Origin of the sequence: Sulfolobus islandicus Y.N.15.51, from assembly GCF_000022485.1 — an archaeon.
Taxonomy (GTDB): Archaea; Thermoproteota; Thermoprotei_A; order Sulfolobales; family Sulfolobaceae; genus Saccharolobus; species Saccharolobus islandicus.
Map to the genome: position 1 here is coordinate 650,861 of NC_012623.1, position 18,470 is coordinate 669,330.

An 18,470-nucleotide genomic window follows, 5' to 3' on the forward strand; every position below is an offset into this window, starting at 1 on the left:
TTGATTTTTAACATGAAAAAGGGAATATCGTCAATCTTAGGTGCAATTATAATAATACAAATAGTAGTGTTGTCGGCAGGATTAATTCTTTACCTAACTTCATTAAATGCGAAAATGTCTAGTATAGCATACTCGCAAATACATAAAGAACTTCAAAACACACCTATATCCGTAGTTCCCACTTATCAAGGACCAATGATATTTTCAAGTAGTGCGTCCCATTTAACAATAACATATATAATATACCCTAATGGACAAGTGGTCCATACGAATATTCCGATTACGCAGAATGGTGTATATATTAACTTTGCTGGCTATCCATGGAGCATAGTAGTACTTAATGATGGGAATTGGTATAATATTTCTGCAAACGATAGACTAATAGATCCTAATATTACAGCATTAGGAGAAATTAGAATATACGAACCATATAGTTATACGATAAATCAAGGAAAAATAAACTTAAGTTATCTCATAACTCCACCCCTATATGGTAAAAATCTAGATCCCGCAAATTGGAACCTATTATCGGAAAGCCCAGCCTCATATACACCATATGGGATTCAAAACTCAATAATATTTACTCCAGAAAATAGTTCAATTCCAATTGTAGCCAATCTGACTTCAGGATTCCAATACTTTGACATAGCAATTCCTTATGCTAATCAAGTCTTTGTGGGAGTCCTTCAAGGAGCTACACCGGGAATCTATTACACGAAGAACTCACCACAATTCTCCTATTATTTGCCTTTAGAATTCGGTATCTCATATCAAGTAGATTATCTTGTACCACTCTACAACGCAACATTTAAGTATTCAACATGGGTTGATGGCGCCACATATTATGTAACGCTAAGTTACGTAACATATAATATGATTTACTTCATGAAAGAAAACAATTATATAATAAAAAGCTACCAAGGTGAAATACAGCTACTAGGCTATAAATTTCTAGGTTATCTTATAGCATCTAAAATAGATTATGGTTCTGCTGAGTTTGGTCTATGGAGCCCTTTAATTGGTACATCAATAAGTGATGTACCAATTCCGGGATACAATAATTATACCTTATATTCTGGGGTGATGATAAATGCTTCCTATACAGTATTTAATGAATCTGGTGTAATTCCACCATCAGCTAGCATAATACCATTGCAAGGAGGTAATGAATACTTGAATAGTTCAAATATTACTGAAGAGAGTTTAGTAAGTGTTGAAATGATGATAAGCGGTGGCAACTTAGATTATAACTCTAGCGGCACTCCAATACCTAATGTTATGAATTATACTTACTTTTGGTACTTTTTTAATCCTCAAATAAATCCCAATAACGTTAACCTAATTATCTCTATTACACCTAACTCACAAATAAGCGTAGCTCTAAGAGATTATGGAGAGTTTATATACCCAAACTTTGGATATGTTGCATACTCTTTAGCTGAAAAATACTCAGTTACACATAATTATGTAGGGTTAAATGGTGGACCCCCACTTACTGTAGTTAAGGATTACGTAGCTGGGACACTAATTAATTCAAGTAACGAAGGATACTTACCATTGGGATATCCAGTAGTTAGTGCTAATTATGAATATATGGTAATTCCACAAAATTATAATCAATACACTGAGACTGCAATATATCAGTACTTCAGAGCTATTAACTCACAGATCGAATACGATTTACCATTTATTATAATGATCCCTGAGAACGTCTATTATCCTTAATTTGTGTAGTGCAATTAAATATTAATTTTTTGTTTCAATATTTTTACATGTGATCTCAAAGTTTGGCTTTCAAAGGCTAAAAAGAGGTGCTCTGAAATACTTGGTATTGGAGTGCCTAAATGAGAAACCAATGAGAACATATGAGATTATAAAAAGTATAGAGAAGAAATTCGAAGGTTCTTATAGGCCTAGCACCGGATCTATATATCCAGTCTTAAAGGGCTTAGTGGAAAAAGACTTAGTAGAAGTGAAAGTTGAAAATGGAAAGAAGATCTACATTATAACAGATAAAGGTAAAAAAGAACTGGAAGAGATCAAGAACAAATCACTTAAACTTCTTGGCGATAATGCCAAATTCTCAAGGCAAATATTGCAAGAATTATTACAAATTGCATTTTATTTGTATAATAACAGATCAAAAATAGATGAAAATAATATACAAAAGATTATACAGCACTTAAGAAATTGTAGGAACGAGCTAAGGGATATCTTGTGAAATGTATTTGACTAATTCTAGAGATTTATTTACTACGATAACTGGATCTTTATCTAGAATGAAGAGTGAAGGCTCTTTACCAAAGTCACCTAGATCCACGATATAAGTAGGTACCTTGGATAATTTACGAAAACAAGACTCGACCATAAAGTTCATAGTACTGTGTTCTCTATATTTTACCTCTTTAGGCTCAGAAGATCTGTTAAATATACAAATATCTTGAGATGGAAGCTTCTCAATAACTTCTGTATAGTACTTTAAATTTATTGCACTTCTAAGATTCTTGTCATATTTCATTATAGTGAGGATTATCCTTGCAACATGGTCAGATGCTCCAAAAGCTGGTAGCATACAGTATATTACCTTTTTAAAAGCCACAGTTAACCTGCCCGGAATTGCCGCAACATCATTAACATTAGCTGCATTAGATACTGCATATCCAATATTAGTTCTAATTTCTGGAACAAGAAGATAGGCCCTTTCATTAGATACAAAAATATCTGCTGCTTCCTTAAGTCGTTTTAAAACATATTCTCTTTCACTTTCATCCTGCATAGAAAATAAATAGTATCTTGGCATATAATATTTTTAACTATTATTAGCCGTAGTCAATAGCTTCCGTTAGTCCATGGAAGTTATCAACTTGTTTGTATACTCCTTTAGACCGTAAGGGCAAAGGTAAAGCTAGCTAATACTTCTAATTTGAGCTTCATAACTTGCTCGGAAAAGTCGTGCTGACCTTTGCTTTAAAAGTTTAATGAAGTATAATCATATATTAAAACAACCAAATATGGGCATAAAACCCCTTTACCTATTCACTAATATGTTACTAAAAATAACTTCCTCCTTAAGGATTATTGATTCTCTCCTCACTTCAAAAAGTAATGTCTATCTTAATATTCTGATTTCTTTCCCATCCTAAATGTGAAAGCTTTTGGCCTATATCATTGTAAAATAAGTGTCTATCTTTAAGGTATTAGCGTAAGTTGATTCTTTTTTCATATAATATAGAATAAGCTAAATTAACCTAATAAACTGAGATAGTTACAAACCTTGTTAAAATAACCCGATAAAGAGTTTATAAGAAAAATATTTAAGTTAAGAAGAACCTTTTAATAGTTAGAGTTGAGTGATATGGGATTAAAGGATGTTATTGTAGATCTTTTCCAACTTGACAAAGATTGGACTACAAGAATTGTTATGGGAATGTTAGTTTTAGGTATTATATGGGGTTTATTAGGTGTTATTGATTCCTTAATGGTTAGATTAGTTGAAGCATCTTGGGGCCTTTCAGCTGTATTACCTCTAACACCTCAAGAATATTTTGCCGGTATAACATTACATGCTGAAAGGGATCTATTTGGTTTTGCCCAACAAATTATTTATGCAATATTTATTTATTTTACTATAAAACTTTTAAACATAGAGCCAAGAGCCAAGTGGATGCTTAACCTTGGGTTTATTGCAGTTAACCTTTCAATGATGTTTATGGAAGGGCCTATTCTAATTGTACCGGCAGCGGGTTTTGATAATTACTTCTCAGCTACAATATGGTACTATATATCGCCTCTAGGAATTCCGGGTTATTCTCAGTATGTGGTAAGTCCATTATTCTTCTGGGGCTGGATATTACTGGATGCCTTCACTTATATAGGAGGTTTCTGGATAGTATATCACTACTATTTAGCTAGTAAAAATATGAAAGAAAAACTTCCAGTTCCTCTAGTTTACTTCCTAATGGTTACCTTAATGTTCATGATAGGGTATTCTGGTGTTACTGCAGCTGATGTATGGGATGTTTTGGCATTTTATCACATAGTAGGATTAGATCCAATAGCGAATCAGATAGCGTTTTGGATATTTGGTCACGCCGTAGTGTATATGGCCTGGGTTCCGGCTGTTGGTGCCCTTTATCTACTGATACCTATGTTAGCTAATAAACCACTATATAGTGATAGAATGGGAAGAATATCTGCACTATTATACTTAATATTCTCTAACAATGTTCCTATTCATCACTTATACATGGTCAATCTCCCTATAACATTAAAGTTCCTCCAAGAAGTTCTAACATATTCTGTAGTTATACCATCTATGATGACGTTCTTTAACCTATGGGCTACTGCTAAAGGCACAAACGTAAATTGGAACATTATAACTGCCTGGACTGTAACTTCGTTTGCTGGTGCAATAGCTGCTGGTGTTACTGGTATATCTAATGCGACTATAAGTTTTGACGCAATCGTTCATAACACGGATTGGATTGTTGGACATTTCCACGCGATGATATTATTCTCTATAGTGCCTGCAGCGTGGGCTGTATTATATATTATGATAACCATGATCAGTGGAAGAATGTGGTTTTCAAAGGTAATGGCATGGGTTCATTACATTGGTTATATGATAGGGACTACTCTCCTAATTGTAGGATTTGAGCTAGTAGGATTCTATGGTATAGTTAGGAGAGCTGAGGTTTATCCTAGAGTGCCTGGACTCATAGATGCTGAGGTTATTACGACTGTTGGTGCCATCATAGCTGATTTAGCTACTTTAGTTTGGTTCTTAAATCTGGTGTTAACGTTAGTTAAAGGAAGACTAGTTAGGCTGGAAGGACTATCATTACCTCAAATTGCTGGTGCTGTAGCTATGAGTTTGGAGTGGCCATCATCAGTTCCCTTCACCCCTATATTACAGTTCATAAAAGCTCATAATGCTAGTAAAAAAGGTCTTGGATCCATGATAGCATTGGCAGTTGTAGGTGCAATATTGATAATAATTAGTGCTTTTATACTAGCTTTTGCGGGTGATGCGTATACTACGCAAACCTGGATTTGGATTACCATTTTAACAATTGGAATTGTTTTTTCAGCTATTGGTTCTCTTAAAGGTATGAAGTCAATATGAGGTGGTTTAAGTGGATAAGAAGGAGAAATTCGAACTCTATTGGGTTATATATGTAATTGTATTATTCGCAATAGTGATATACGCTACTGCACCTGCAGTATATACTATTGGAGGTGATTCAACTTCTGTTCAAGCTGGTGTCATAATTCCTACCAGTGCAGTCAATGAAGGTAAGATCGTACAAGGTACTTTATACGCCTACCAGTACTATTTTGCAATAAAGGAGAATGGTGGTGGTATTACCTCTAACGAATTAGGAAGTCCGTTTTATTACAACATAATGGTGACTCATCCTGGACAATATATTAACTTGACTATGTACGCTGCACCACATATGGCCACTACTGATTTCTATTTTCCAGATTACGCTACACATGTCGATGATGTCCAAGTAGTTCCTGGCATAGTTCAATACGCGCCAATAGTAGTTCCTAATATTACTGGTGCTTTTGCTTTCCTAAACGGTGAATATAATGGCCCTTGGTTTAGCTATCAAGATGGACTGTTACTAGTACTACCCTACCAAGGATATATGAACCCAACTGATATCGATAAATACATTACACAAACTCATTTAGCACAGACAAGTACATTAGTTGGCGATCCGTACAATCCTCCTATAGTTGTATATAATACTACAACGAGCCCAACCATAACTCTTGTTGCCAATAACTACGCAATGTTCAATGACTCTGTTCCAGGCCCGACGGCTATAGTATTAGCTAGCTCCAATGTTACTGTAAACATGTACATACCAACCCCTAATAATGATCATAACTTCTTGTACAATTATTCAACCACTGGTACTTCATACCCAGTTACTGACGTTTATGTGGGAATATATGCTGTTTGGTGGAATGGAAGTATAACTCTGGTTAAAGAGGTACCAATACAATACGATAAGACAATTACTTTCACCTTTACTGCTACTGCACCAGCATATCTATATGGTCTAATAACACCTGTTTACTATAATTATAACTTTATGAAAATGTCAACCACATTAACCGGGGAACAAACTGGATATGTAATGGGGTTATGGGGTGCAATACTAGTTGAACAGGGGTGAGGATCGTGGTAAGTTTCTTTAAATTATTAGGTATAGCCTATATTTTGGCTATAGGGTTACTAGTTTGGGAATTAACCATGGAGACTCTACATGCAGCTGCTGTTAGCTATATTTTACCATTCACGATCGGTGCGTTCATAGGGTTCATATCATTCTTCTTGTTTGTCTATTTTGCACCAGAAGATGAACATAAGTAAGTGAAGGTAATCTCTTTTTTTAATTATTTTTGATTTTTCTCATATAGAGTAAAACTTTTTAAGCTAAATTAAGTTAGTATATATTAGTGAGATGTAATGGAAAGAATAGATAAACCAATGGCAATAAGCGGAATTTTAATATTAGGTCTTTCACTTACGATGTTGTTAATGGCAATATTCTCATCCTCAATGTTGGCATGGCTTGCACCAGAACCTAGATACTACATCCCAACATTAGGTTTTATAATATCCATGTTTTTGCTAGCTTGTTGTAAGACGACTAGAAACTAAAGCGAGGAAATTCTTGTATATTTTTTCCTCAACTTCATCTTCTTCTACTCTTTTTAATTGACTAATTTGCTTTATAGCAAACTTTACATTACAAGGTTTATTTCTACTCATTTTTTCTGGACCCATAAACGGTGAATCAGTTTCTGTAAGAATAAAATCTAAAGGTATCTCCTTAACCACTCTCTGTCTATCCTTATCCCTCACTATTATTGGGGGAATTGATATTAATCCACCAAGTTCAATTACCTTATCAGCTATTTTTATACTTCCCTCAAAACTATGTATTACAAATTTAACTTTTCTGAATGAGGTAATCATCTCCAAGAAATCTTTCATTCCTCCCCTTATATGGATTATTACTGGCTTTTCTTCTATCTCAGCTATTTGCAAGAATCTCTCTAGAATTTCAATTTGTTTTCTTTTGAGTTCGTTCTCCTTTATCCAAAAGTAATCTAAACCAACCTCACTTATTATATTTGCGTATCTTGTTAACTCCACGCACTTATCTACCTCATTTATCTTATCTTTCACAAACTCAGGATGAAAGCCTATTGCCGGAATAATATTGTTATATTTTCTAGCTAATTTAAGCGTTTTTAAATTGCTTTGGAGATCAACACCAGCGTTTACTATTAGAATTTCACATTCATTTACTATAAAATCCCTATCCGCATCAAAGTCTCCAACATCTATATGAGCGTGAGAATCCACTAACATTAAAGGAAAAAGAGAAAAAAGATTTAAAAAACTACTTCCAAGGCTCCTTCAGTAACTGTATTTTTACTACTCCCTCACTTTCATCGTAGGTTACTTTAACTAAATCTCCTTCCTTAATTTGAAACTTCTGTCTTACTTTTGCTGGAATTGTTACTTGATAGTTTCTTGATACTTTTACTATTTCTTCTACTGCCATTCTATTCACCATAATACTCTATTACTAATCTAATATATAAATCTTACCCATATCTGTAAATAATAGATACTAGTACATAAGTGAGAATGATGTAGTAATGCTTTATATCCAAAATATATTAGTAATACTTTATGCTAATTATTTTTGTATAATACTTGCATTAGAGGTTTATAGATTCAATAGTTACCTTACTATGATTGGAAAAAATTTTTATATGTGACTTGTTAGATTCTTTATTAGTGAGATAAATGTCGGAAACCCAATTAAGTGAGGGAACTAGAATAAAGCTACCATCTGGAAAGGATGCTGGTCTAGTGGATATTTTGTCATTTTGCTATGGTCTATCGGAAACTGATGTCACAGTATTATTAGCCTTAATGAAAGGCGATGCTAGAGGTACTGAAGAGTTGGAAAGTGATCTTAAGCTTTCTAAAGCTTCAATTAATAGAAGTTTAAACAAGTTACTTGAGATGGGATTAGTAATGAGAATAAAGGAGCCAGGGAACAAGGCTGGAAGACCAAGATATTTATACAAGGCTAGAGATTATACTGAGCTTAAAGGTAAGATGCTTAGCGATATAAAGGATTGTGCAGATAAAATGGCACAACTAGTTGAAAAGGAGTTTAAGCCATTGTAATTTTTTCTGAGTTTTTCTATTTTTAGTACTTTAGCTTTAAAAGCTTTAATATAATAATGAATATTAATGTTTTGGCATAGGAGAAGAGGCTTAAAGTGGCTTATATTGTACGTATTATCTAAAGGGACAATGACTGGCGCCCAAATTATGGATGAGATTGAGAGGACAAGCTATGGTATGTGGAGACCATCTCCAGGCTCTGTGTATCCTGCATTGGACGCTCTGGAATCTGAAGGTTTAATAAGAATTAGTAAAGTTGACGGGTGGAAAAAATATTATGAATTGACAGAAGAGGGTAGAAAAGCTATCGGAGTTATGTCAGAGGAGGATAAAGTTAAAGAAGCAATAGAACAATTGGAGTTCTCTGCTAGATACATAGTTGAGAATCTAGAGAAATTGAATGACGAGGATAAGCGAAAAGTGAAAAATATTTTGGATGAGTTAAGTAAAGTTATGCGATAAATTTTTATTTGTTAAGTTATATTTACTCTCAATATGCCTATTGAAGTTTACGAGTATGATAAGTATATTTTGTTGAAATTTTACCCAAAAGACAATAAATATAATTTATTTAATGTTGAGTTCATGACACAGTTGATAGATACTTTATCAGCAATAAATGACAATAAGGGTAAAAGATTTCTTATTATTAGGGGAGAGGATAACTTTGGTACAGGTGCGGACATTAGAGAATTAATTAAAGCCTCCAACGATAATGAATTCGCTATTACATTCTTCACCTATATGAGGGAAATATTTCATAAAATGCTAGATATGAATAAAATAGTTATTTCCCAAGTAAAAAAGATAGCCTATGGAGCTTCTATGGAGCTTCTATTGCTATCAGATTACGTCATATCGGAATCTAAGGCAATGTTCGCAACACCGGGTGTAAAAATAGGTGTATTTCCCCCGGTTCTCTCATCAATTGGCCATTTTATATTAGGTTATAATAACATTAAAAGAATAGCAATGAAAGGTGAGGTTATTGATGCAAATGAGGCTAAATCTATAGGTTTAGTACACATTGTTAATGACGATTTGGATAAGGCAACCTTTGAATTGATTAAAGAACTATCAATTTCTGCACCTTCTGCAACTTTATATATAAAAAGAAATATGCTAAGACCATTTAGAGATTACATTGATAAAGCTTTTAATGATCTTATTATACAAATCCAGAGTGAAGAAGCAAGAGAGGGACTATTAAGCTTTATTAATAAGACCAACCCACCCTGGTTTTAGTCAATTTCTCTTAACTTTAAAAGTCGTCCTCCCGCATAAAGGAAGAGTACGGTAAAGAAGAAAACTATGGAGACTAATATGGGATTTGGCGATACACCGTATACTATTAAATCTCGTATAATTGTTATAATTACAGATAATGGTTGGTATTCTACAAATATTCTTACTATCGGCGGATATACGTTAGGAGGGAAGAAGGCATTACTCAAGAACATTAGCGGAAATACTAGAACGTTAGCCACTATCTCTGAAAGAAATATCTTATCCTTTGGTGTTAATCCGTAGATTATTGCCCCTAGGCCACCAAATAATAAGGTTGAGATTACTAAGAATCCCAAGAATTCTATACCTATTATTGGTATAAAACCAAATAGAATTCCCAGAATTATTACTGCAGCTGTGGAAATTAGTGTTATAATTATCACATAGATTATTAGTGAGATCACCCACTCATAACTCTTTAATGGAGATGTAGCTAATCTTTCGATTATCCTATCTCTGAAATAACTAGCCGAAACTCCTATCGTACTAAGTATTCCATTAGAGAGTGATATTATCCCTATTATTCCAGATATTAAATAATAATAATAAGTATATCCTGATATTTGTAAAACTGTGAAGTCACGTGTATTATTAACCTTTTGATAATACTGGTCAATAACTGACTCTAATACTGGTACAAACTCTTGATTTTGCTTACTGGTATATATTGTGAAACTAGACCCATTCACCTTGACGTAAATATAGTCATGCTCTACTGCGTATTTTAGACTTACGTTAGTTAATCCTTGAAATATCTCAGTGGTATTAAGATACTTGGCTAGACCATAATCTCCCTCCACTGCAACAATAACGTGAAAATAACTACTAAAACCCCCAAATACGAGACCGAATAGTAACGTTATGATAATAGGAAATATTATTATCCAGAAGATTACGAATCTATTTCTTAAATTATCCTTAACCAATGCAGAAACAGTCAGTAATATCCTATTCATTATTCTCACCATCCTCTAAAGACTTAATTAATTCTAGGTAAGCATCTTCCAAATTACTAGTCTTAAATTCTGCCATTATCTCGCTTGCAGTGGAAACTTTAATCACCTTGCCCCCGTATAGTATTGCTACTCTATCTGATAATTTTTGTGCCTCATCTAAATAATGCGTTGTTAGAAATATCGTTACCCCTTTATTTTTCATCATCTTTATGATTTCCCAAAACTCTCTTCTAGCCTTAGGATCTAAACCCAAGGTGGGTTCGTCTAAAAATAAAATTTCTTGATTTCCAGCAAATGCTGATGCAAGACCTACTCTTCTCATATAACCCCCAGATAAGTATCTTAGTTTTTGGTTTTTCACTTCCTCTAAGTCTAACAGTGAAATTAGTTCATCAACTTGTGTTTCCTTTCCATTATATAATTTAACGAAATATTCTATGTTCTCCCTTACCGTTAAATCTAGAAATCCTTGATAATCTTGAGGCATTACTCCAATCTTTTCTCTAATTTTTCCACACTCCTCCGGTACCCTATACCCTATTACCCTAACTTCTCCCCTATATGGTTTTATCACACAAGATAGTACTTTCACAGTTGTTGTCTTCCCTGCTCCATTGGGACCAAGCAATGAGAATATTTCGCCTTTATAGACTGTAAATGAGATCCCCCTTAGTACTTCTTTATCTTTGTAATTTTTATATAAATCCCTAACCTCTACTATAACATTACTCATATATGCTAATTATTTTATAATAGTTAATGTGAATTTCGGTAAAGTTTCTATCAATAAATTTATTTATAATTTACCAACAGGGGACTGTCTTACTTGTCCATCAATAGGTGAAGACGCTGCAGTTCTTGAGACAAAAGGCGAGTATTTGATCGTACATTCAGATCCAATTACCGAGGCTAAAAGTGACAACGGTTTTCTTTCAATAGCGGTGGCGTGTAATGATATAAATATGAAAGGAGCGCAATGCAGATGGGTAAACAGTGTTATCTTACTTTCAGATATTTCCCATTTGGGTGGTATAATTTCTGGAATATCAGAAGCGTGTAACTTAATAGGCTGTAAAGTTGTAGGTGGTCATACAGAGGTTACAAGTAATGTTAAACAAGACATTGTAATTACTACCGCAATGGGCACTTCTAATAAGTTTTTGAACTACAAGAGTGTAAAAGAGGGAATGAAAGTCGTACTTGTTGGAAGCCCGGGTATTGAGGGAACATGGATTTTAGCTAAAGATTATAGTGAATTGCTATTAGAAAAGGGTGTAAGTAGGGAGGTTATTGAGAAGGCAAAGGGCTTTAAGATGGACATAATAGTCCAACAGAGAGCTTTAAGTATTTTAGATTATGTAGCTGCAATGCACGACGCTACAGAAGGAGGAGTAATGCAAGCACTACTTGAGATCGCAAAAGCCACCGGATATACTGTCTTGATTAATTTGGATAAGATTGGGTTGAGATATGAGACTAAAATTATAACTAAGGCTTTAAATATTGATCCTTTAAAACTAATTTCCTCTGGGTCTTTTATTGCAATATCTAATCATCCAGAAAAGATTCTTGAGAGAATAAGTGAGGCATATGTAATAGGAGAGATTAAGAGGGGAGATTCGGTTTTAGAGATTAAGGGCGTTGGAACTTTTAATCAAGATTTCGAGGAGGAATTGGTCAAGTTTGAAAGCAATTATCTTAGCTGGGGGAAAGGGTAAAAGAGTAACGTTATTTAAACCTTTTTTAGTAGTTTGTGGTAAACCGTTAATTTCATGGGTTTTTGACGCGGTAAATAAGGTATGTGATAAGGTATACTTAGGTATTAGTCCATCCCATCCCTTATTTCCAATATTTAAGGATTCTATTTTCAAAATATTTCCTACTCCAGATATTAGTTATGAAAACGACATCAAATATGTAGTTGATAATCTAAAACCACCAATACTAGTTTTACCTATTGATCTCGCGTTCATTGACGATAATGCCATAAAAACTTTGATTGACAAGTGTAATGTTGACGTATGTAGTCTCAAAAGTAACGGTAATTATCTAGGTGTCTCATACTGGATTGGATTAAATTTTTCGAATTATGCTACTATTGAAGTAAAGAGAAGGTTATATAATATAAATACTTGGGAAGATTATATTAGAGCCAATAAGGAGTGTAATATGCTTTGAAAAGAATAATCGTTCTTTCGCCTTTTAGGGGTCTTTTTAGGTCTATATTATACTTTTTATTAGGCCTTATTATGGCACTAATATCTGCAGGATATTTCTCCCAGCTTTTTTCGATAGTTGGAATTAATAAGGATATTGCAATAATTGTTTCAATTGCTATTTCATTTCTAAGCCTATTTAGTAGTCCTTTTAACTTAGTTTTGAAAGAGGTGAAAAAAGAGGCTATAGCAATCGAGGAAGACGTTGTATTCTTCTTTGGGTTTCCCATATTTATACCACGTATATCTAGACGCAATATGAACACATTAGTTGCAATAAATCTAGGCGGAGCCCTAATTCCAGTAGGAGTCTCGTTGTTTTTGATGTATGAATTACAAGGTTATAGTATATATTTTATAATAAATATACTAATTGTGACTATTATTTCAAAATTTTTTTCTAGGGTAATTAGAGGAATTGGAGTTATAATGCATCCTATAATACCTAGCGTATTTTCAGTAATAACTAGTTATGTTCTTTTCTATAAATTTCATTTTCTTATACCCTTATCTGCATATATTGGCAGCATATTGGGTACGTTAATAGGTGCCGACTTACTTAACTTAAGGAGAATTATTAATGAGGCAAGACCACAAATTATAAGCATAGGTGGAATGGGTACGTTTGACGGTATATTCGTATCTGGTATTATATCTGTTTTCATAAGCGAACTTCTTATTATCTAAAATAATTAGGGGTTCTCAAGGCTTTTGTCCCCTCGTTTCCTAGTCTGCTCAAGTAGCTTCCTCTAGCCTTAAATAAGGCATCAGCATGTGTTCAAGTTCATCACGGAAAAAATATTTGATAGGAGTGTATAAATTAATTTGAGGCGGATCTGGCAAAATCCTTGTTGGATTTAGCTTGCTTAACCTCTTTTGTCTGTGTCATATGTTTAGGTCCACCCTCGCTTATACGAACTTTTCTTCAAAAAAGTATTATTTTCCAGACTTTTTATGTATCTTAATCATCTGGTTTTTTACGCAAAAAAGAGATCCCCATACTGACGTGTTATAAAATGTAAGTCTAGAGCGAGAGAAGTGGGATATAATACATTTATGTATAAGAAATATGGTTCTAAGAATAATTGTTATTGCATTGCAGTTATGAATTTGTATTTTGAGGAGACCTCTAATCCTTCCACTACTGCTTAAATTCTGAATAGATAAAATAAGCATTTAGAATTCAGAGGAAGTCAGTCTCTCCGTCTTATCTTTATCAAAAGAGTAAATCATTTATAACCTTTAGAAACTACTATATGAGGGGGCCGTAGTCTAGCCTGGACTAGGACGCCAGGCTTGGGCCCTGGTGATCGCGGGTTCAAATCCCGCCGGCCCCACTCAGTTAGTAGAAAAACCACTTGATAAATTGAAAGAAGTTATCACGACTAACACCAAAAACACGCTAGTATTTCCTATATAGGGCTACTAAGGCAGTAAATAGGAGCATTAGTACCATGATGTACCCCATAGCCCTAGTCTTATGGGAGAGAAGGTTAATTCCAGAATTTGTAGCTTAATGACTACACTGTGCTTAAGATTCAGTAATAAAAAATTCTGAATCGGAATTAACTAATCCGACTCAATCCCGACTCAGAGATAGAATCGCTGAATCTGGATCATCCCAAAGAGGGGTAAGAAAAATTTGGTAATTCAAGATATGACAGCCAAACAACAACAAATTTATGACTCCCTGAAGACATTAAGTGAACATAAGACAGCAATGCCTCTGAGTAAGCTTAGCAAAGAAGAGCTAAAATTGTTACCGGAATTAAGAGAAAAGGGTATATAAACCACGACAATAGACTTGTCTTGGCTTACAGCGGAAGGATATGTTTTAGTGCCGGTAAGGCGTGTTGAGTCCCCCAGTAAACCTAATTATATTAGTGACCCTCTTTATTATTGCCACACCATCTGGTTTGCCTCACGTTATAATGAAATAAAGGGCAAAACCTTGAAGATGAAGATATCGACAATTGACTTAATGGCGTGCTTGAAGCTACATAATAAAAAAGAGATGGTGAACAGCGATGCTGTGTATATTAAAGAATGAAATTCAGTTTTTTGCCTAACTATGGAATCGTTATCACACCCTTTCAATTCTACTGGAGATATGATAATTAACAGTCCTTAAATACCCTCACGTGATAATTATAAATGATTTAGAGCATGGGTAATAAAACTTATACTTTTGGTGATATCCGAATAAGGGAAGTAAAAGGTAAGTATTATGTTTACATCATAGAGAAGGATAATGAAGGTAACAGAAGGGACCATTACATAGGTCCTTTAGATAAGATCGTGGAATTTTATATTAGCAGTGGGGGTCTGGAGGGGACCCCCAATGGGGGTAGTAAGGGGACCCCCTACCGGTCAGGCTTGGTCCTGGTGATCGCGGGTTCGAATCCCACCGTCTCCATCTCATGGGTTTGAAATTATGACAAGAAATAAAGCAAAATCTTTACTTATCAATTCGGTTAGAAGAGTAAAAATTTCCCTATTTTACCTTGAAAGCGGTTTCATCGATGAGGCTCGCAAAGAGATTCAAAAATCTTGGAGGGAGGTGATATCTGCATTATTGATACTAAACTTATATAGCATAGTTGAGGATAATAAAGATAGGGAAATAATACATTATAGCGTACCCAGATCGAAAATCTTTAGCATTTCTAAATCCTTAGAGGATAGGGGCTATAAAGATCTAGTTAAAATCTCTTCAATGTATTTCTCATCATTACAAGAATTGCCAAAAAGCGAAATAAAGGTACTTATATCAGCCTTAGCTGATGAAGAGATTATGCACATTAAGGAATGGTTTAGCGAGATATGGGATGAGAAGTTGGACGAAATGTTAAATGAGGTAAAAATAAGGCGTTAAATAGAAAATCTTTAAGGTTTTAATCAAGGCTGGCTAAAGATAACTTTTTATCCCATGAATAGTATTGTTTCTCGCCGGAGTAGCTCAGTTGGCAGAGCGCCCGGCTGTTATGCCGGGTGCAGAAACCGGGTGGTCGGAGGTTCGAGTCCTCCCTCCGGCGCTTTATTACTTCTATGATTATAAAATATAATACTGTTAATTATCGTAAATTCGGTTATAAGCATAATCAAAATAATATTTGATTTTATATTAAACTTTAAGTAACTATAAAATTCATATAATGTTAAGACAAAGAATGATGGTGATAGTAATTATTCTCACGATAATGTTTAAATAATGAGAACTTGGTATATATTATATTTCTCCTTAAAGCGAAAGAGGAACACCTAGCACTTCACGATATTTATCTTATTGCTAGAAATATACTCAAGATAAAAAATTTATATGCGCCGAGGGCGGGATTTGAACCCGCGTGGGGAGAATCCCCAGCGGCTTAGCAGGCCGCCGCCCTACCTGGCTAGGCGACCTCGGCACTACTTTAATAGTATGATTTATCCCTTTTTATGCTTTATGGGGCCAGACCCCCTACTCCATGGCCTACCTATCTATAGGCTTGCCCCAGTTTCACTCTGACTGTTGACCAGCGAACGCTGGCGTCCGGGCACGGCTGCTCCCTTCCGGGCCTCGCCGATTCCCCCAGCTATCGTGGTACTTCCCCTCCCTCCGGAGAGGAAGCCCATGACCGCCAAGCCCCGCTGGGCAGCCTTCATAGCTCCACTGGGACCTACAGATAGGAGACACCATGGGGTAGGAGTTACTGGTGCCCGCATTACGCCTTGCGGGTCACAGGGATTGGCGATATCCCCCACCCTCCCTGGCCCCATCTATATATATCTTTAATGATTTTTAAGAGTATTGATAAATGCCAAGAGTTCTGTTATATTACTATTGTTACACTTTGTAGAATTACAGCTATTATTGCGAATATTGCTTCTACTCCCCATAAAATTATAACCACTTGATACTCCTTAAATCGGCCCATTTTCATTACTATATGTGTTAATGAATGAGGCTTTTCATCCCAATATAATCTACCAGAAGAGTCAACTTTGCCAAACGATACGCCCTTAAACTTTGTTCTTAACTTCAACATGAATTCCACAACGTATGGTATATAGAGAATCGCTAATGCAGTGTACATGAAACCCGCAATTCCTATGGCTCCTATCAATGCTCCTATGAAATACGTGCCAACATTACCTGGAAATATTTTCGCAGGATATTTATTAAATAAGAGAAAAGCCACTAATGAAAAAATTGCTGAAAGTGCCACTAAACCAGCCTGGTATGAAGAGCCACCATGAGTTAGTCCTATATACGCTAATGCAGATAACATTATAATCCCCATACCTACACCCAACCCGTTTAGACCCTCTAGCATATTGAAGGCATTAGATGTTATCGTTAACGCAAAAGGTATTATTATGACATAATACAATATTCCGAAATTTACCGGACCTAAAAATGGAATTGATATTACTGAGTGTCCAACGCTGTAAACTATTAGCGGAACTGATGCGAAAATTGGTAGAAATGCTCTTACTGATTGCCTAACGTTAAATATATCATCTAATAGCCCAAGAAATGCTATAAGCAATGAGGAGAGTATTACAGATGGAATTACTCTCTCACTTCTTACATCAGTTAGTAATAAGGAGAAGGATCCCGCTATAAACCCAGCTATTATACTTATCCCACCCATTAGTGGTATTTCCGGTTTATCTGGTTTATTTACATCCTTACCTACAAGCCCACTCTTTTTTGCTTGTCTTATTACCCAGACTGTTGTGATATAGCTTATGAAAAAGGATATAAAAATTGAAAGCAATATTCCCGATATGCTCATTTACTTTCTCCTTTCAATGGTAAACTGCGCTAGATATTTTAAAGCCTTTTCAGCAGTTTCATTGTAAACTGGAATTTTACGCAAGTGTTCTAATGCAAGATCTGAGTACTTTTTAGCTAAATTGTATGCATATTGCAATGAATACTTCCTTATTATTTCCGACGCTCTCTCAAGATCGTCCTTTTTAGCCTCCCTATTCCCAAGCGTAGAAACCAGAATTTTCTTTTCATCGTCTTTAGCTTCACTTAAAGTTTTTATAACAAGAATTGTTTTCTTACCTTCCCTAATATCACTGTAAACTGGCTTCCCTAATTCCTTTTCATCTCCAATAATTCCTAAGATATCATCCACTATTTGAAATGATATGCCTAAATTTAATCCATATTCAACTAAATTTTTAATTATATCATCGCTAGCCTTGTTAATTATACCGCCTAATGCTGCAGAGCATGAAAATAACATTGCAGTCTTTCCTTTTATCATTTGTACATACTCTTCTTCAGTTACATCTACTCTATTTTCAAATGACATATCCATTGCTTGACCTTCCGATATTATCTCGATAGAATTAATAAATATGGAAAAAGCCTTATAAAATGTATCCCCGTCAAGACCTTTTAGAGCCTCATTTAAGGCTTCAAAAGCCTTAGCGTGTAAGTAATCCCCTGCAAGTATTGCCATTGGTTCACCCCACTTTACATGAACAGTTGGTAATCCTCTTCTTAGGTAATCCCTATCCATTATGTCGTCATGAACTAGAGTAAAGTTGTGAAGAATCTCCACGGCAGCTGCTGCCTTATATGCCCTTTGCCTGTCCCCGCCAATTAAGTCTGACGATGAAACCAGAATTAAGGGTCTAAGTCTTTTGCCCCCAGCTGTAAATAAATGAAACGATGCTTCCTCAAGCGTTCTAACATTGCTCTTTACAAAATTTTTTATATGAAAATTTACATTGTTAACTATATCATTAAAATACGAACTTAATTCGTCACTCATT

General features: G+C 34.9%; 22 protein-coding genes, 3 tRNA genes, 1 other RNA gene and 2 pseudogenes. 18 read left to right on the forward strand and 10 right to left on the reverse strand.

Going from position 1 to position 18,470, the window contains the following annotated elements; translation table 11 throughout:
* Positions 1-12 precede the first annotated feature (12 nt).
* Together YN1551_RS03415 and YN1551_RS03420 are read left to right on the forward strand one after the other, a co-directional pair.
* On the forward strand, positions 13-1,725 hold the full coding sequence (locus YN1551_RS03415) for an archaellin/type IV pilin N-terminal domain-containing protein (RefSeq protein WP_012716505.1): 1,713 nt from the start codon (positions 13-15) through the stop codon (positions 1,723-1,725).
* A gap of 49 nt (positions 1,726-1,774) precedes the next feature.
* Positions 1,775-2,221, forward strand: a complete 447-nt coding sequence (locus tag YN1551_RS03420) for a PadR family transcriptional regulator (RefSeq protein WP_012716504.1) — start codon at positions 1,775-1,777, stop codon at positions 2,219-2,221.
* Here the strand turns inward: YN1551_RS03420 and YN1551_RS03425 are convergent.
* Positions 2,204-2,800 (reverse strand): thiamine-phosphate synthase family protein, encoded by a 597-nt coding sequence (locus YN1551_RS03425; protein WP_012717195.1) that lies wholly within the window; start codon positions 2,798-2,800, stop codon positions 2,204-2,206. The genes YN1551_RS03420 and YN1551_RS03425 overlap by 18 nt on opposite strands.
* A 555-nt stretch (positions 2,801-3,355) precedes the next feature.
* Between YN1551_RS03425 and YN1551_RS03430 the strand changes: the two genes are divergently transcribed.
* The 4 genes from YN1551_RS03430 (at position 3,356) to YN1551_RS03445 (ending at position 6,682) form a co-directional block, all read left to right on the forward strand.
* On the forward strand, positions 3,356-5,125 hold the full coding sequence (locus YN1551_RS03430; protein WP_012714172.1) for a cbb3-type cytochrome c oxidase subunit I: 1,770 nt from the start codon (positions 3,356-3,358) through the stop codon (positions 5,123-5,125).
* A 10-nt stretch (positions 5,126-5,135) separates the two neighbouring features.
* Positions 5,136-6,194, forward strand: coding sequence for a hypothetical protein (locus YN1551_RS03435; RefSeq protein ID WP_012717196.1), 1,059 nt, complete (start codon positions 5,136-5,138; stop codon positions 6,192-6,194).
* 5 nt (positions 6,195-6,199) lie between these two features.
* The gene (locus YN1551_RS03440) at positions 6,200-6,391 is read left to right on the forward strand and encodes a hypothetical protein (RefSeq protein ID WP_012712038.1); all 192 of its coding nucleotides are present in this window, start codon (positions 6,200-6,202) and stop codon (positions 6,389-6,391) included.
* Between the two features lie 96 nt (positions 6,392-6,487).
* Positions 6,488-6,682: a hypothetical protein gene (locus YN1551_RS03445; protein WP_012716502.1), complete on the forward strand. Its 195-nt coding sequence runs from the start codon at positions 6,488-6,490 to the stop codon at positions 6,680-6,682.
* On the opposite strand, the gene YN1551_RS03450 is transcribed toward YN1551_RS03445, so the two are convergent.
* A complete protein-coding gene (locus YN1551_RS03450; protein WP_012714170.1) occupies positions 6,653-7,399 on the reverse strand; it encodes a TatD family hydrolase in 747 nt (248 codons plus the stop codon). The genes YN1551_RS03445 and YN1551_RS03450 overlap by 30 nt on opposite strands.
* Before the next feature lie 31 nt (positions 7,400-7,430).
* Positions 7,431-7,595: an AbrB/MazE/SpoVT family DNA-binding domain-containing protein gene (locus YN1551_RS03455; RefSeq protein WP_012712036.1), complete on the reverse strand. Its 165-nt coding sequence runs from the start codon at positions 7,593-7,595 to the stop codon at positions 7,431-7,433.
* Between the two features lie 248 nt (positions 7,596-7,843).
* Here YN1551_RS03455 and lrs14 point away from each other — a divergent pair, with 248 nt between their 5' ends.
* The 3 genes from lrs14 (at position 7,844) to YN1551_RS03470 (ending at position 9,478) form a co-directional block, all read left to right on the forward strand.
* Entirely contained in the window at positions 7,844-8,233 is a 390-nt protein-coding gene (gene lrs14, locus YN1551_RS03460; RefSeq protein WP_012712035.1) for an HTH-type transcriptional regulator Lrs14, read from the forward strand.
* Between the two features lie 66 nt (positions 8,234-8,299).
* Positions 8,300-8,695 (forward strand): PadR family transcriptional regulator, encoded by a 396-nt coding sequence (locus YN1551_RS03465; RefSeq protein WP_012717197.1) that lies wholly within the window; start codon positions 8,300-8,302, stop codon positions 8,693-8,695.
* Between the two features lie 33 nt (positions 8,696-8,728).
* Positions 8,729-9,478, forward strand: a complete 750-nt coding sequence (locus YN1551_RS03470; protein WP_012712033.1) for an enoyl-CoA hydratase/isomerase family protein — start codon at positions 8,729-8,731, stop codon at positions 9,476-9,478.
* Here the strand turns inward: YN1551_RS03470 and YN1551_RS03475 are convergent.
* Complete coding sequence (locus YN1551_RS03475; RefSeq protein WP_012714168.1) at positions 9,475-10,476, reverse strand: ABC transporter permease; 1,002 nt, start codon at positions 10,474-10,476, stop codon at positions 9,475-9,477. The genes YN1551_RS03470 and YN1551_RS03475 overlap by 4 nt on opposite strands.
* Positions 10,469-11,209 (reverse strand): ABC transporter ATP-binding protein, encoded by a 741-nt coding sequence (locus tag YN1551_RS03480; protein WP_012717198.1) that lies wholly within the window; start codon positions 11,207-11,209, stop codon positions 10,469-10,471. Before YN1551_RS03480 ends, YN1551_RS03475 begins: the two co-directional genes overlap by 8 nt.
* 28 nt (positions 11,210-11,237) lie before the next feature.
* Here YN1551_RS03480 and YN1551_RS03485 point away from each other — a divergent pair, with 28 nt between their 5' ends.
* Genes YN1551_RS03485 through YN1551_RS03495 form a run of 3 tightly spaced genes read left to right on the forward strand, consistent with a single transcriptional unit; the run spans position 11,238 to position 13,379 of the window.
* Positions 11,238-12,194 carry an AIR synthase family protein gene (locus YN1551_RS03485; protein WP_012717199.1) on the forward strand — a complete coding sequence of 319 codons (957 nt, stop codon included), beginning with the start codon at positions 11,238-11,240 and terminating at the stop codon, positions 12,192-12,194.
* The gene (locus tag YN1551_RS03490; RefSeq protein ID WP_012714166.1) at positions 12,160-12,654 is read left to right on the forward strand and encodes an NTP transferase domain-containing protein; all 495 of its coding nucleotides are present in this window, start codon (positions 12,160-12,162) and stop codon (positions 12,652-12,654) included. The genes YN1551_RS03485 and YN1551_RS03490 overlap by 35 nt, the downstream gene beginning before the upstream one ends.
* Positions 12,651-13,379 carry a DUF1614 domain-containing protein gene (locus YN1551_RS03495; protein WP_012714165.1) on the forward strand — a complete coding sequence of 243 codons (729 nt, stop codon included), beginning with the start codon at positions 12,651-12,653 and terminating at the stop codon, positions 13,377-13,379. The genes YN1551_RS03490 and YN1551_RS03495 overlap by 4 nt, the downstream gene beginning before the upstream one ends.
* A 4-nt stretch (positions 13,380-13,383) precedes the next feature.
* On the opposite strand, the pseudogene YN1551_RS18065 reads toward YN1551_RS03495, so the two are convergent.
* Positions 13,384-13,581, reverse strand: a pseudogene (locus tag YN1551_RS18065) (hypothetical protein); the annotation flags it as partial.
* 372 nt (positions 13,582-13,953) lie between these two features.
* Here YN1551_RS18065 and YN1551_RS03500 point away from each other — a divergent pair.
* From YN1551_RS03500 to YN1551_RS03515, 6 genes and pseudogenes are all read left to right on the forward strand, one after another.
* Positions 13,954-14,029: transfer RNA gene (locus YN1551_RS03500), tRNA-Pro, on the forward strand.
* Positions 14,030-14,110: 81 nt separating this feature from the next.
* Positions 14,111-14,209 (forward strand): annotated as a pseudogene (locus YN1551_RS16505) (IS1 family transposase); the annotation flags it as partial.
* A gap of 125 nt (positions 14,210-14,334) precedes the next feature.
* Complete coding sequence (locus YN1551_RS16990; RefSeq protein ID WP_187146899.1) at positions 14,335-14,481, forward strand: hypothetical protein; 147 nt, start codon at positions 14,335-14,337, stop codon at positions 14,479-14,481.
* 377 nt (positions 14,482-14,858) lie between these two features.
* Positions 14,859-15,122, forward strand: a complete 264-nt coding sequence (locus YN1551_RS16510; protein ID WP_012716499.1) for a putative integrase — start codon at positions 14,859-14,861, stop codon at positions 15,120-15,122.
* A gap of 4 nt (positions 15,123-15,126) precedes the next feature.
* Positions 15,127-15,567, forward strand: a complete 441-nt coding sequence (locus YN1551_RS03510; RefSeq protein WP_012717201.1) for a hypothetical protein — start codon at positions 15,127-15,129, stop codon at positions 15,565-15,567.
* Positions 15,568-15,640: 73 nt separating this feature from the next.
* Positions 15,641-15,727, forward strand: a tRNA-Asn gene (locus YN1551_RS03515).
* A 287-nt stretch (positions 15,728-16,014) separates the two neighbouring features.
* Here YN1551_RS03515 and YN1551_RS03520 read toward each other — a convergent pair.
* The 4 genes from YN1551_RS03520 to gds form a co-directional block, all read right to left on the reverse strand.
* Positions 16,015-16,099 (reverse strand) — tRNA-Ser (locus YN1551_RS03520).
* Between the two features lie 41 nt (positions 16,100-16,140).
* An RNA gene (ffs, locus tag YN1551_RS03525) (signal recognition particle sRNA) lies at positions 16,141-16,448 on the reverse strand.
* A gap of 56 nt (positions 16,449-16,504) precedes the next feature.
* Complete coding sequence (locus tag YN1551_RS03530) at positions 16,505-17,473, reverse strand: MraY family glycosyltransferase (RefSeq protein ID WP_012714164.1); 969 nt, start codon at positions 17,471-17,473, stop codon at positions 16,505-16,507.
* On the reverse strand, positions 17,474-18,469 hold the full coding sequence (gds, locus tag YN1551_RS03535; protein WP_012714163.1) for a geranylgeranyl diphosphate synthase: 996 nt from the start codon (positions 18,467-18,469) through the stop codon (positions 17,474-17,476).
* Position 18,470 lies beyond the last annotated feature (1 nt).

Bases quoted from the DNA above. Each gene is read 5' to 3' on its own strand.
- YN1551_RS03415 (WP_012716505.1), top strand. From the start codon at position 13: ATGAAAAAGGGAATATCGTCAATCTTAGGTGCAATTATAATAATACAA.
- YN1551_RS03425 (WP_012717195.1), bottom strand. From the start codon at position 2,800: ATGCCAAGATACTATTTATTTTCTATGCAGGATGAAAGTGAAAGAGAA.
- YN1551_RS03430 (WP_012714172.1), top strand. From the start codon at position 3,356: ATGGGATTAAAGGATGTTATTGTAGATCTTTTCCAACTTGACAAAGAT.
- YN1551_RS03445 (WP_012716502.1), top strand. From the start codon at position 6,488: ATGGAAAGAATAGATAAACCAATGGCAATAAGCGGAATTTTAATATTA.
- YN1551_RS03450 (WP_012714170.1), bottom strand. From the start codon at position 7,399: ATGTTAGTGGATTCTCACGCTCATATAGATGTTGGAGACTTTGATGCG.
- YN1551_RS03455 (WP_012712036.1), bottom strand. From the start codon at position 7,595: ATGGCAGTAGAAGAAATAGTAAAAGTATCAAGAAACTATCAAGTAACA.
- lrs14 (WP_012712035.1), top strand. From the start codon at position 7,844: ATGTCGGAAACCCAATTAAGTGAGGGAACTAGAATAAAGCTACCATCT.
- YN1551_RS03465 (WP_012717197.1), top strand. From the start codon at position 8,300: ATGTTTTGGCATAGGAGAAGAGGCTTAAAGTGGCTTATATTGTACGTA.
- YN1551_RS03470 (WP_012712033.1), top strand. From the start codon at position 8,729: ATGCCTATTGAAGTTTACGAGTATGATAAGTATATTTTGTTGAAATTT.
- YN1551_RS03475 (WP_012714168.1), bottom strand. From the start codon at position 10,476: ATGAATAGGATATTACTGACTGTTTCTGCATTGGTTAAGGATAATTTA.
- YN1551_RS03480 (WP_012717198.1), bottom strand. From the start codon at position 11,209: ATGAGTAATGTTATAGTAGAGGTTAGGGATTTATATAAAAATTACAAA.
- YN1551_RS16510 (WP_012716499.1), top strand. From the start codon at position 14,859: ATGGGTAATAAAACTTATACTTTTGGTGATATCCGAATAAGGGAAGTA.
- YN1551_RS03510 (WP_012717201.1), top strand. From the start codon at position 15,127: ATGACAAGAAATAAAGCAAAATCTTTACTTATCAATTCGGTTAGAAGA.
- YN1551_RS03530 (WP_012714164.1), bottom strand. From the start codon at position 17,473: ATGAGCATATCGGGAATATTGCTTTCAATTTTTATATCCTTTTTCATA.
- gds (WP_012714163.1), bottom strand. From the start codon at position 18,469: ATGAGTGACGAATTAAGTTCGTATTTTAATGATATAGTTAACAATGTA.